12 protein-coding genes are annotated in these 12513 nt (G+C 72.1%); 8 read left to right on the forward strand and 4 right to left on the reverse strand.

The annotated features are described in order from the left end of the window. Nucleotides 1–86 precede the first annotated feature (86 nt). A complete protein-coding gene (locus DLJ59_RS20695; RefSeq protein WP_124774284.1) occupies nucleotides 87–551 on the forward strand; it encodes a hypothetical protein in 465 nt (154 codons plus the stop codon). 84 nt (nucleotides 552–635) lie between these two features. Here the strand turns inward: DLJ59_RS20695 and DLJ59_RS20700 are convergent, their stop codons facing one another. After that, nucleotides 636–1610 (reverse strand): GNAT family N-acetyltransferase, encoded by a 975-nt coding sequence (locus tag DLJ59_RS20700; RefSeq protein WP_124774285.1) that lies wholly within the window; start codon nucleotides 1608–1610, stop codon nucleotides 636–638. Between the two features lie 79 nt (nucleotides 1611–1689). On the opposite strand from DLJ59_RS20700, the gene fdxA reads away from it, so the two are divergent. The 5 genes from fdxA to DLJ59_RS20725 all read left to right on the forward strand — a co-directional run bounded on the left by fdxA (nucleotide 1690) and on the right by DLJ59_RS20725 (nucleotide 5579). Further along, a complete protein-coding gene (gene fdxA, locus DLJ59_RS20705; protein ID WP_091422126.1) occupies nucleotides 1690–2016 on the forward strand; it encodes a ferredoxin in 327 nt (108 codons plus the stop codon). After that, nucleotides 2013–3116: a succinyldiaminopimelate transaminase gene (gene dapC / locus DLJ59_RS20710; protein WP_167493878.1), complete on the forward strand. Its 1104-nt coding sequence runs from the start codon at nucleotides 2013–2015 to the stop codon at nucleotides 3114–3116. The genes fdxA and dapC overlap by 4 nt, the downstream gene beginning before the upstream one ends. 135 nt (nucleotides 3117–3251) lie before the next feature. Further along, nucleotides 3252–4271, forward strand: a complete 1020-nt coding sequence (locus DLJ59_RS20715) for a prephenate dehydrogenase (RefSeq protein ID WP_124774287.1) — start codon at nucleotides 3252–3254, stop codon at nucleotides 4269–4271. A gap of 10 nt (nucleotides 4272–4281) precedes the next feature. Then, entirely contained in the window at nucleotides 4282–4932 is a 651-nt protein-coding gene (locus DLJ59_RS20720; RefSeq protein WP_124774288.1) for an SIMPL domain-containing protein, read from the forward strand. Further along, entirely contained in the window at nucleotides 4932–5579 is a 648-nt protein-coding gene (locus tag DLJ59_RS20725) for a nucleoside/nucleotide kinase family protein (protein ID WP_124774289.1), read from the forward strand. The genes DLJ59_RS20720 and DLJ59_RS20725 overlap by 1 nt, the downstream gene beginning before the upstream one ends. A 20-nt stretch (nucleotides 5580–5599) precedes the next feature. On the opposite strand, the gene DLJ59_RS20730 is transcribed toward DLJ59_RS20725, so the two are convergent. Together DLJ59_RS20730 and DLJ59_RS20735 are read right to left on the reverse strand one after the other, a co-directional pair. Next, complete coding sequence (locus tag DLJ59_RS20730; RefSeq protein WP_244236141.1) at nucleotides 5600–6079, reverse strand: dihydrofolate reductase family protein; 480 nt, start codon at nucleotides 6077–6079, stop codon at nucleotides 5600–5602. Nucleotides 6080–6282: 203 nt separating this feature from the next. After that, nucleotides 6283–6840, reverse strand: coding sequence for a sugar O-acetyltransferase (locus DLJ59_RS20735; RefSeq protein ID WP_124774290.1), 558 nt, complete (start codon nucleotides 6838–6840; stop codon nucleotides 6283–6285). Nucleotides 6841–6946: 106 nt separating this feature from the next. Here DLJ59_RS20735 and DLJ59_RS20740 point away from each other — a divergent pair, with 106 nt between their 5' ends. Continuing rightward, nucleotides 6947–10342, forward strand: a complete 3396-nt coding sequence (locus DLJ59_RS20740) for a S8 family serine peptidase (RefSeq protein WP_244236142.1) — start codon at nucleotides 6947–6949, stop codon at nucleotides 10340–10342. Nucleotides 10343–10393: 51 nt separating this feature from the next. On the opposite strand, the gene dapD is transcribed toward DLJ59_RS20740, so the two are convergent. Further along, nucleotides 10394–11353, reverse strand: coding sequence for a 2,3,4,5-tetrahydropyridine-2,6-dicarboxylate N-succinyltransferase (gene dapD / locus DLJ59_RS20745; RefSeq protein ID WP_124774291.1), 960 nt, complete (start codon nucleotides 11351–11353; stop codon nucleotides 10394–10396). A 78-nt stretch (nucleotides 11354–11431) separates the two neighbouring features. Between dapD and dapE the strand changes: the two genes are divergently transcribed. Then, nucleotides 11432–12505, forward strand: coding sequence for a succinyl-diaminopimelate desuccinylase (dapE, locus tag DLJ59_RS20750; RefSeq protein ID WP_124774292.1), 1074 nt, complete (start codon nucleotides 11432–11434; stop codon nucleotides 12503–12505). Nucleotides 12506–12513 lie beyond the last annotated feature (8 nt).

Below are 12513 nucleotides of genomic sequence, written 5' to 3' on the forward strand. Positions count from 1 at the left end.
TGATGACGTCTCCCAGGTAAGGGTGGTAGATATTCCTGCCAGGGATGCGAACCCCACGATGGGGCGTACGGCAGGAGGGTCCGGCGATGGCAAAGCGGTGGCGTGACCTCGGAGTGCTCGTAGCGGCGTTGTTCGCGGTCAACGTGGTCGCCCGACTGATCACCCAGTTCGGCTTCGACGGTGACGACACCGCCGCCGACCGGGTGTCGCTGACGATGTTCGCGGTGATCGGGCTGATCCTCGCCGTGGTCGCCTTCCGCTGGGGTCGTCGCCGGCCGCTGGCGGGCTGGGCCGCTGACATGGCCCTCGTGGTGCCGGTGGCGATGCTGCTGACCGTGTTGGTCGGGCCCCTGCTGGTCGGTCACAACCCGTTCGCTGGCGGCGCGGGGACGTTCTTCGCCCAGATCTGGCTTTACCTGCTCGCCACCGGCGCGGGGTTGTTGATCGGTTACCTGGTGCTCACCGCGCTCGGCCTGGACTACCGCTCTCAGCAGCTCAAGCGGTACGCGGAGGTCAGGGCCGCCAAGCCGCGCCGGGTCGTCCGCCGCTGACCACCGCCCTTGATTGACTCGGCTTCCCTGAAGTCGCGGTATCCGAGCGCCCAGGACACCGCGACTTCCCGAAAGTCGCGCCAATCACCCCTTCGGGGCGACCCGGGTCAGGTAGGTGTGGTGGGTGGCGAGGCCGAGTCGCTGGTAGAGCGCGAGCGCCGCCGTGTTGCGCTGCTCGACCTGGAGGAACGCGTGCGTCGCGCCGCCGGACGCCCCCCAGTTGGCCAGTTCGTGGATCACCCGGCGGGCCAACCCCTGTCGGCGGGCCGCCGGCAGGACCTCGATCAGGCTGAGGCCCAGCCAACGTCCCTGGCCGGTCACCGTGCCGCGGCCGACGGCCGCCAGCGTGCCGTCGGCGTACACGTGGGCGAAGCGGACCTGGTCCACGGCGGTGAGCACGTGCCGGGCGGCGTCCGGCAGGCCGCCCTTGCGGCCGGCGGCGATGGCCAGCCACTCGTCGCTGGGCGCGGTGGCCAGCTCGACGACCGCCCTGCCCCACCCGCCGGCCTGGTCACCGGCGGCCGTGGACGCCAGCGAGGGCAGCGGCGCGGTCTGCACCAGCGTCGGTGGGCGGGCGCCCCAACCCCGGGCGTCCAGTTCGGCGCCGACCGGTGCGGCGAGCGGCAGCGGCGTGTTGATCAGCGCGGGTTGGCCCAGGTCGGCGTACCAGCGCTCTACGGCGTCGACAGCGGCGGCCAACGGGCGGTCCGGGTCGCCGATCGGCAGTGCCGAGTTGGCGCGCCCGGTCCAGCCCTCGGCCGACCGGAGCAGCCAGTCACCGAGCCGGCCCCGGGTCGGTGCCGGCCAGGCCTCGTCGGCGGCCCGCTCCAGCGCCACCACCGCGGCGGCGGTCGGCCGTCGGGTCGGCGGTACGCGCTTGGCCCGATGGACCTGTGCCACGGGAACTCGTAGCTGCCCCTGCGCGGTGGCCAGCGTGAGATGAGTCTCGCTCAGCTCGACCAACTCGCCCAGGGCGTCGGAGAATAGCGGGCGACCCTCGCGAATCCCCACAATCCGCCGGACCACGATTCGGTGTCCCACATCCTGCTGTCGGAGCACGATCGACCCCCTCCCCGGCGAGATACTAGGCTCTTACCGTCGCGGGAGATCGCGTCGAGTCTTGCGGAGGAGAAGACCGGTGACCTACATCATCGCCGAGCCGTGCGTAGATGTGCTCGACAAGGCATGCATCGAGGAGTGCCCGGTCGACTGCATTTACGAGGGCAATCGGATGCTCTACATCCACCCCGACGAGTGCGTCGACTGTGGTGCCTGTGAGCCCGTCTGCCCCGTGGAGGCGATCTTCTACGAGGACGACGTCCCGGAGCAGTGGAAGGACTACACGGGCGCGAACTACGAGTTCTTCGAGGAGCTGGGCTCGCCCGGTGGTGCCTCGAAGATCGGCAAGGTGGAGAAGGACGCCACCTTCGTCGCCGCGCAGCCGCCGCGCGGCGAGGGCCACTGAACCGGCCCGCGCCGGTCTCGTCACGGCTGCCCGAGTTCACCTGGGACACCCTGGACGCCGCGGCCACGCTGGCCGCGGCGCATCCAGAGGGCCTGATCAACCTCTCCATGGGCACGCCGGTCGACCCGGTGCCCGAGGTGATCCGGCGGGCGTTGGCTGACGCGTCCGATGCTCCCGGTTACCCGCTGACCGCCGGAACCCCGGCCCTGCGGGCCGCCATCGCGGCGTGGGTGTCCCGAGCCTGCGGCGCTGGCGTCGACGGTCTCGGTGTGCTGCCGACCATCGGCTCGAAGGAGCTGGTGGCCTGGCTGCCCACGCTGCTCGGCATCGGCCCGGGTGACGTGGTGGTGGTGCCGTCGATCGCGTACCCCACCTATGAGGATGGCGCCCGGCTGGCCGGCGCCACCGTCGTGCGCACCGACTCGCTGACCTCGCTCGGGCCGACCCCGCGGATCCGGTTGGTCTGGGTCAACTCGCCCGGCAACCCGACCGGTCGGGTGCTGCCCGCCGCGCACCTGCGCAAGGTGGTCGACTGGGCCCGCGAACGTGGCGCGGTCGTCGCGAGCGACGAGTGCTACCTGCCCCTGGGTTGGTCGGCCGAGCCGGTTTCGGTGCTGTCTCCGCAGGTCAGCGGGGGAAGCTACGCCGGGGTGCTCGCCGTGCACTCGCTCTCCAAGCGGTCCAACCTCGCCGGCTACCGGGCCGGTTTCGTCGCCGGTGATCCGGCGCTCGTCGCCGAGCTGCTCAAGGTGCGCAAGCACGCGGGCATGATCGTGCCCGCGCCGGTGCAGGCGGCAATGGTGGCCGCGCTGGAGGACGAGCGACACGCCGAGGAGCAGCGGGAGCGTTACCGCGCCCGGCGGGAGGTGCTCACCGCGGCGTTCACCGGTGCCGGGTTCACCGTCGAGCACTCCGAGGCGGGCCTTTACCTCTGGCTGACCAGGGGTGAGGACTGCTGGGAGACGGTCGACTGGCTGGCCCGACGCGGCATCCTGGTCGCCGCTGGCGTCTTCTACGGCCCCACGGCCGGGCAGTATGTCCGGGTCGCCCTGACCGAGTCCGACGAGCACATCGCCGCCGTCGCCGCGCGCCTCGCCTGATCGCGCTCCGGGCGGTCTGGCCCGTCCGGGCTCCGCGGCGCGACCAGCAGCCTTGGTCGAGCGATATTCTCGGCGCCGGACCTGGTCGGGGCCGTCACGGCCCCGCAAGCCCAGCAGGAACATCGAGGTGTGCGGATGGTGGACAGGCCAGGTGCGCGGGTGCGGGCGGCGGTGGTCGGCACCGGCCTGATCGGTGGTTCGGTGCTGCTCCGGATGGTGGCCGCCGGCGTCGACGTGGTCGGCTGGGACCCGGACGAGGCCACGCGGCGGGAGACCCGACGGGCGGGCGTACCCGCTCCGGACCGGCTGGTCGAGGCGGTGGCCGACCGGGATGTTGTCTTTTTGTGCGGACCGCTGCCCACCCTGCCGGCGACACTGGTCGAGGTGGCGGCGATGACCGGTGAGCGTTGTGTGCTGACCGACGTCGGCAGCACCAAGGAGCAGGTGGCCGCGTTCGCCGCCGCGCAGGGGCTGACGCACCGGTTCGTGCCCGGCCACCCGATGGCGGGCACCGACCGGGCCGGCCTGACGGCCGCGCGGGCGGACCTGCTCACCGGTGCGGCCTGGGTGCTCTGTCCGGCCCCCGGACCGGCCACCACCGCGTTCCGCTGGCTGGCCGAACTGCTGGTGGAGCTCTTCGAGGCCCGGGTGGTGCCGATGTCCGCCACCGAGCACGACTCGGCTGCCGCGCTCGCCTCACACGTGCCGCACCTGCTCGCCGGCGCGCTGGCCGGTGCGGTGCAGCGCGCACCACTGCGCGACGCGATACTCGCGCTCGCCGCCGGCAGCTTCTCCGACGGCACCCGGGTCGCCGGAACCCCGGCCGATCGGACCGCCAACATGCTGCTGGGCAACCGGGACCGGGTGCTGCGCGAGTTGGCCGAGGTCACCGCTTTCCTGGACGACCTGACCGCCGCGCTGCGCGCCGACGACGCTCCGAGCCTCACCGCGCGGTACGACGAGGCGCGGGCCTCCCGCGCGGCGCTGCGCGACCGGCGGTTCGACGCGTACGACCGGCAGTTCCCGGCCGGTGGTGACCACGCCGCGGAGGTGTCCTGGCTGCGCGAGCTGGGGGTGGCCGGCGGCCACCTGACCGGCCTGCACGTCGACGCGGACACTGTCTCCTACGCGGCGCGGCGCCCCGTGGCTGACTAGGCTGACAGGCATGGCGGTGGACAGTCCGGTGGTGCAGGTGCGCGGCGAGGCGTACCGGGAGGTGCCGCCCGAGCTGGCCCGGTTCACGGTCACCGCGACAGCCCGCGACCGGGACCGGGAGGCGACGCTGACCCGGTTGGCCGAGCGGGCTGCGGCGGTCCGGGTGCTGCTGGACGGCTCCGGGCCCGTGGTGGCGCGGCGGGAGACCGGCGACCTGCGGGTGCGGCCGGAGACCCGGCGCTCGGGTGAGCGGGTGGTCGCCTGGCACGGCAGTGTCACCACCACCGTCACGGTCACCGACTTCACCGCGCTGGGTGAGCTGATGCTCCGGCTCGCCGACCAGGACCAGGTCGAGGTGGCGGGCCCCTGGTGGGAGCTTCGCCCGGACAGCCCCGCTCATCGTGCGGCCCGGCACGCCGCGATCAGCGACGCGCTGCTGCGCGCCCGGGAGTACGCGGAGGTGCTGGGCGCCCGGGTCACCTCGTTGATCGAGCTGGCCGACGCGGGCCCCACCGACCGGCCGATGTTCGCCCGTGCGGCCTTCGCCGGGGGCGGCGGCGCGGGCGGTGGCCCGCCGGAGCTTGAGCTGGACCCGCAGCCGCAGCCTGTGCAGGCGGCGGTTCAGGCGCGGTTCACCATCAGCGACCCGGTTCTGGGCTGATGCCACCGGCCCGGGTGTTGTCCGCCGACGAGCTGGTGGCGCGGGCGTTGGAGCTTGCCGAGGCCGGCCCGCGACAACTGCTCGGCATCGCCGGTGCGCCGGGCGCCGGGAAGTCCACCCTGGCGGAGCGGATCGTCGCCGAGCTCGGGTCGGCCGCCTGCCTGGTGCCGATGGACGGCTTCCACCTGGCGCAGTCGCAGCTGGTCCGCCTGGGCCGCGCCGACCGCAAGGGCGCGGCGGACACCTTCGACGCCAACGGGTACGTCTCGCTGCTGCGCCGACTGCGCCGGTTGGAGCCGACGTCGGTCTACGCCCCGGAGTTCCGCCGGGAGTTGGAGGAGCCGGTGGCCGGCGCGATCGAGGTGCTGCCGTCGGTCCGGCTGGTCGTGACCGAGGGCAACTACCTGCTGTTGCGGGATTTCCCCTGGCAGGAAGTCCGACCGCTGCTGCACGAGGCGTGGTTTCTCGACCTGGACGCCGAGGTGCGGCATCGCCGGCTGACCGCCCGGCACGAGGCATTCGGTCGGTCTCCGGAGCAGGCGCGGGCGTGGGCGCTGGGCAGTGACGAGTCGAACGCTGCCCTGATCACCCCCACCGCCGATCGGGCTGACCTGGTGGTCCGCCTGGCGGAGCCCCCGCCGGCCTGACCACGGCCCGCCCGGACGCGCTACTCCTCGACGCCGCGGCCCGGGCGGCTCATGTCCCCGACGCTGGGCGTCCCGGCGGCGAGGCCGTACCGCAGGAGCACCGCGCCAGTGGCGGAGGTGGCGGGCGGTTCGAGCAGCGTCAGATTCGCTGGCACCTCGCCGCCGTCGAACACCTTCTTGCCGACGCCCAGCACGATGAGGAAGATCCACAGGTTGAGCTGGTCGAAGAGGCGTTCGTGCAGGAGGGTCTGCACGAGGTTCAGGCTGCCGATCACGTGGACTTTCTCGTGCTTGTCGCGCACCGCACGGACGGCGGTCGCCAGGTCGGGTCCGAGCTGGGTCGAGCCCGCCCAGCCCAGATCCGGGTTGCCGCGCGAGGCGACGTACTTCGGGATGCTGTTGAACCGGGTGGCGATTGTGCCGTCGACGCCGTCGGCCTGGTTCAGCCAGTACGCGGCGAAGATGTCGTACGTCCGGCGGCCCAGGAGCAGGGCATCCATGCCCCGCATGCCGTCCATGACCAGACGGCCGCCCGTCTCGTCGAACAGCGGTGCCTGCCAACCTCCGTACGGGAAGCCGTCGGGGTCCTCGTCGGGGCCACCGGCGCCTGGGCGACCAGGTCGAGTGTCGCGAACAGGTCGATGTGGATCGTGCCCATGTCGTCCTCCGTGTTCCCGCTCGAAGAGGGTCTTGACGGTGCACCCTAGTCGAGTTGCCGGACCGGCCGGGCGGGGTTGCCGACCGCCACGACGTTGGCGGGCAGGTCCCGGGTGACCACCGCGCCCGCGCCGACGACGGTGTTCGCGCCGATCGTCACGCCGGCCAACACGATCGCGCCGCCGCCGAGCCACACGTTGTCGCCGATGGTGATCGGCTTGGCCGCCTCCCACTTGTCCCGTCGTGGGCCGGGCTCGACCGGATGCGTCGGGGTGAGCATTTGCACGTTCGGGCCGACCTGGACGTCCGCGCCGAGGGTGATCCGACCAACGTCGAGGAAGACCGCGTTGTAGTTGACGAAGCTGCGCGGGCCGATGTGGATCTGCCAGCCGTAGTCGCAGTAGAACGGTGGGCGGATCCAGGTGTCGTCGCCCAGTTCGCCGAGGAGTTCACGCAGTGCCGCGATCCGGGCCTGGGGGTCGGCCGCGGGACTGGTGTTGAAGCGTTCCATCAGTCGGGCAGCCCGGTCCAGATCGGCGATGATCTCGGGATCGTCGGCGATGTATGGCTCGCCGGCGAGCATCTTGTCCTTCATCGAGGTCACCGCCCGATCATGCCGGCCCGGTTCGCCGGCTCGTGGCGGGTCCGTCATTTTTCGGCCTTCATTCTGCATACCCGGTATGTAATCGTGGATTGTCGATGCGACCCCCATGCACAGCAAGACGTTTGACGAGGAGGATCCGTTGCACCAGGGAAGAAGAGGATTGGCCGCCCTCGGCCTCGTGATCACGCTGGCGCTCTCCGCGCCGGTTCCCGCCTCAGCCGCGGCCCCCGTGCCCGCCGCACCCGGCGGCACCAGCCAACAGCCCACTCCGGGTGGACCCACCGCCAACCGCTCGACCACCGTCACGCTGATCACCGGTGACCGGGTCACCGTCACCGCCTCCGGCGCCTCGGTCCAGCCCGATGCCGGCCGGGAGGACGTGCAGTTCCTGGTCCAGCGCCAGCGCGGACGCCTCTCCGTCACGCCGACGGACGCGCTGCCGCTGCTGCGCTCGGGCCGGGTGGACCGGCGGCTCTTCGACATCACCGGGCTGGTCGAGGCGGGTTACGACGACGCCCACCGCAAGACCCTGCCGCTGCTGGTGGCATACGGTTCGACGGGGACCGCCCGGCGTGCCTCGGCCGCGCTGCCCGGCACCCGGCTGATCCGCGACCTGCCGGTGATTCGCGGTGCCGCCCTGAACAGCGACAAGGCCTCCCTCGGCGCGGTCTGGGAGACGGTCACCACCGGTTCCGCTGGGGCCCGGCTCGACGCGGCGGGGGGCATCGAGCGGATCTGGCTGGACGCCCGACGACGGGTGACCCTCGACCACAGCGTGCCGCAGATCGGCGCGCCCTCCGCCTGGGCGGCCGGGTTCACCGGCGCGGGAGTGTCCGTCGCGGTGCTGGACACCGGCGTCGACGCGACCCACCCCGACCTCGCCGGCAAGGTGGCCGAAGCGCGCAACTTCACCGAGGCCACCGACGCTCGGGACACGGTCGGCCACGGCACCCACGTGGCCTCGACCATCGCGGGCAGCGGCGCGGCCTCCGGTGGCAAGTACCGAGGCGTGGCGCCGGACGCGACGCTGCTGGACGGCAAGGTCTGTGAGGACGCGGGCTGCACCGAGTCGGCGATCCTCGCCGGTATGCAGTGGGCCGCGGTGGAGAAGAAGGCCGCCGTGGTCAACATGAGCCTCAGCGGCTGGGACACCCCCGAGGTCGACCCGCTGGAGGAGGCGGTGCAGAGCCTGACCGCGCAGACCGGCACGCTCTTCGTCCTCGCCGCCGGCAACGACGGCGCAGACGGCTCGGTCGGCTCCCCGGCCAGCGCCGACGCCGGGCTCGCCGTGGGCGCTGTGGACCGGGACGACGAACTGGCCGACTTCTCCAGCCGGGGCCCGCGGGTCGGTGACGACGCGCTGAAGCCGGACATCACCGCGCCCGGCGTCGACATCGTCGCCGCTCGCGCTGCCAACGGCGTCATCGGCGATCCTGTCGACGACCGCTACGTCACCATCTCCGGCACCTCGATGGCCACCCCGCACGTGGCCGGGTCGGCGGCGCTGCTGGCCCAGCAACACCCGGGATGGCGGGCCGACCGGCTCAAGGCCACCCTGATGGCCGCCGCGAAGCCACACCCGGACCAGACCGCCTACCAGCAGGGCGCCGGGCGGGTCGATGTCGCACACGCGATCACCCAGCAGGTCACCACCGACCCGGTGAGTGTCTCGTTCGGGCGTACGCTCTGGCCGCACGGTGACGACACCCCGATCACCCGCACGGTGACCTGGCGCAACGACGGCCCGACCCCGGTCACCGTGGACCTGGGCATCGAAGGCGCTGGCCCCGGCGGTCGCGCACTGCCGGCCGGCCTGTTCCAGCTGGGCGCCGACCGGCTCACCGTGCCGGCGGGCGGCACGGCCGCCACGACCGTCACCACGGACACCCGGCTCGGCGACGCCGACGGTTACTGGACCGGGCGGATCGTGGCCCGATCCGGGGCGGCGGTCGCGGTCACCCCGTTGGCCGTGAACCGGGAGGTGGAGAGCTACACGCTGACCGTGGAGCACCTCAACCGCGCCGGTGCGCGCACCGCGGAGCACTGGAGCCTCCTGTTCGGGTTGGACACCTTCGGTGCCTGGGGCCTCGTCAGTTCCGACGGGGTGGCCAGCGTGCGGGTCCCCAAGGGGCACTACGGCCTGAGCGGCCTCGTTATGGAGCCCGGACCGGAGGATGAGGCGCGCGGGATGTCCCTGTTGGCGCAGCCTCAGCTGACCATCGATCGGGACACCCGGATCGTCGTGGACGCCCGCCGGGCCAGGCCGGTCCGGACGACGATTCCGGACCGGACCGCCGCCCCGGTGCTGATCGACGTCAGCGGCAACTTCACGGCCGACGACGGCAGTGTGTACGGCGCCGGGATCTGGGCGGACACGTTCACCGGCCTGACCAGCGGTCAGCTCGGTAAGGCGGTCCCCGCCGATCGGTTCGTCGCCACGGTCAGCAGCCAGTGGACCACACCGGACCCGGCCACCAGCCCGTACCTGTACGCGCTGGCCGAAGCGATCCCGGGTCGGATGCCCACCGGGTTCGTCCGCGACTACACCCGACGGGACCTGGCCACCGTCGTGCACCGCTTCCGCGGTGGCTACCCGGGCATGGCGGCCGAACGGACGGTGTACCCCGTGCTGGAGTACAACGTCGGCGGTTCCGCCCTGGTCCTGCCCACCGTCGTGCCCGGCCAGCGGGTCGAGTACTACAACACCAAGGGTGTGAAGTGGGAATCCGAGATCTACTTCGGAACTGTCGGTGAGGACGGGTGGTTGGACCCGCAGGCGGTGCTCCTCTCCACCCCCACCGCCTACCGGGCCGGGCGGACGGTGCAGGAGATCTGGAACCAGGCCCCGTACGCCCCGTCGTTCCCGAACCCGCGCTGGCCGCACCAGAGCGTCACCCGGGTCGGCGACACAGTTCTGGTCGACGTGCCGATGTTCAGCGACGCGGCCGGGCACCCGGGCGGCTCACGGAGCGACAGCGAGCACACCAAGCTCTGGCGCGACGGCAAGCTGGTCGGCGAGAGCGAGTACGCCGGCAATGGCGAGTTCGCCGTGCCACCGGGCGCGGCGGACTACCGGCTCGGCATGTCGTCGAAGCGCAGCTTCACCGACCTGAGCACCGAGGTGGAGTCGACCTGGACCTTCCGGTCGCGGCACGTCGCCGGCGACACGCCGGCCCGACTGCCCCTGTCGGTGGTGCGTTTCGCCCCGCCGTTGCGGGTCGACAACAGCGCTCCGGCGGGTCAGGGCTTCGTCGTCCCGGTGCGGGTGCAGCGGCAGCCCGACTCCGCAGCCACCCGGGTAGCGAAGCTCGCTGTCGACGTCTCCTACGACGGCGGGAAGACCTGGGCCAGGGCGAAGCTGGTCCGCACCTCCGCCGACGGCTGGTCGGCCCTCTTGCGGCATCCGGCCGGACCCGGTCACGTGTCGCTGCGGGCCACCGCCCGGGACACCGCCGGTAACACGGTGACCCAACGGATCATCCAGGCGTACCGGTTGCGCTGAGGCGTACCCCGTCCGGGTCCGCGGCCGAACGCCGCGGACCCGGCGGGTCCGTCAGTCGTTGGCGTGCAGGGCGGCGTTCAGCTCGATGCCCCGGCCGGTACGCGGCCGGGCCTCCAGCGCACCGGTCACCGAGTTACGCCAGAACAGCAGGCCGTTGACGCCGGACAGCTCCCGAGCCTTGACCACCCGGCCGTCCGGCAGCCTGATCTTCGACGCGGCGGTGATGTAGCAACCCGCCTCGACCACGCAGTCGTCGCCCAGCGAGATGCCGACGCCGGCATTCGCGCCGATCAGGCTGCGCTCGCCGATGCTCACCTTCTCGGTGCCGCCACCGGAGAGCGTGCCCATGATCGAGGCGCCGCCGCCGACGTCGGAACCGTCGCCGACCAGCACGCCCTGCACGATGCGCCCCTCCACCATCGAGGTGCCCACCGTGCCGGCGTTGAAGTTGACGAAGCCCTCGTGCATCACGGTGGTGCCGGCGGCCAGGTGCGCGCCGAGGCGGACCCGGTCGGCGTCGGCGATGCGCACACCGGAGGGCACCACGTAGTCGGTCATCCGGGGGAACTTGTCCACCCCGTACACCGACAGGTGCCGGCCCGCCGCGCGCTCGATCACCCGCAGCTCGTCCACCCGCTCCGGTGGGCACGGCCCGGCGGACGTCCAGGCCACATTGGCCAGCTTGCCGAAGATGCCGTCCAGGTTGAGCTGGTTGGGTCGGACCAGGCGGTGGGAGAGCAGGTGCAACCGGAGGTACGCGTCGGACGCGTCCTTGATCGGGTCGTCCAGCGAGCCGATCACGGTGACCACCTGCACGGTACGCAGACCGGGCAGGGACCGGTCACCGAGCGCGGCCGGCGGCAGGTCGAGCACGTCCGCCTTGTCCTCCCCGGCGACCAGCGGCAGCTCGCCCAGGCCCAGCTTGCCGGTCGGGTACCAGGTATCGAGCACCTGCTCGTCTGCGGTGACCGTAGCCAGGCCGATGCCCCAGGCGGAATCTGCGGTCGTCACTGTTACACCTCTCGGTCACGGCCGGGCTGAGCTCGGCTCGCTCCTCGCGCTGACAGACCTGAAGGTACCGTGCGAACCATGGAGAACCCGCTGACCCCCGAGGTCCTCGCCGATCCGGTGCAGCTGACCCGCGCTCTGGTCGACATAGAGTCCGTGTCCCTCAACGAGAAGGCGATCGCCGACTGTGTCGAAGAGGTGCTGCGGGGCGTACCGCACCTGACCACCCACCGGCACGGCAACACGGTGATGGCGCGCACCGACCTCGGTCGGTCGCAGCGTGTCGTGCTGGCCGGGCACCTCGACACGGTGCCGTTGAACAACAACTTCCCGTCGACCATGCGCGGCGACCTGATGTACGGCTGCGGCACCTCCGACATGAAGTCCGGCACCGCGTACGCGCTGCACCTGGCGGTGACGCTGCCCGAGCCGCGCTACGACGTGACGTACTTCTTCTATGAGGCCGAGGAGATCGAGTCCCGGTACAACGGCCTCAACCTCGTCGCCGAGGCGTTCCCGGAGTGGCTGCAGGCGGACTTCGCGGTGCTGCTGGAGCCGACGTACGGCATCGTCGAGGCGGGCTGCCAGGGCACCATGCGGGCCATCGTGACGACGACTGGTGAGCGGGCGCACGCCGCGCGGTCCTGGCACGGCGTGAATGCGATCCACGGGGCCGGCGAGGTGTTGCGGCGTCTCCAGACGTACGAGGCGCGGCGGGTCACCATCGAGGGGTGTGACTTCCGCGAGGGCATGAACGCGGTACGGATCAACGGTGGTGTCGCCGGCAACGTGATCCCCGATCTCTGCGAGGTCGAGGTCAACTACCGGTACGCGCCGGATCGTGACCCGGCGGCGGCGGAGGAGCACCTGCGGGAGGTCTTCGCCGGCTTCGAGGTGGCGGTGACCGATGCGGCGGCTGGTGCGGCCCCCGGGCTGGAGGCGGCTCCGGCGAAGGAGTTCCTGGCGGCGGTCGGCGCCGCGCCGATCGGCAAGCTGGGCTGGACGGATGTGGCCCGGTTCGCGGCGATGGGCATCCCCGCGCTGAACTTCGGTCCGGGCGACCCGAACCTGGCCCACCACAAGGACGAGCACGTCGAAATCAGCAAGATCCGCGACGGCGCGGCAACCCTGCACCGCTGGCTAGCCCCCGCCTAACCCCCGAC

Origin of the sequence: Micromonospora inaquosa (assembly GCF_003857055.1) — a bacterium.
In the GTDB taxonomy this organism is placed as follows: domain Bacteria; phylum Actinomycetota; class Actinomycetes; order Mycobacteriales; family Micromonosporaceae; genus Micromonospora; species Micromonospora inaquosa.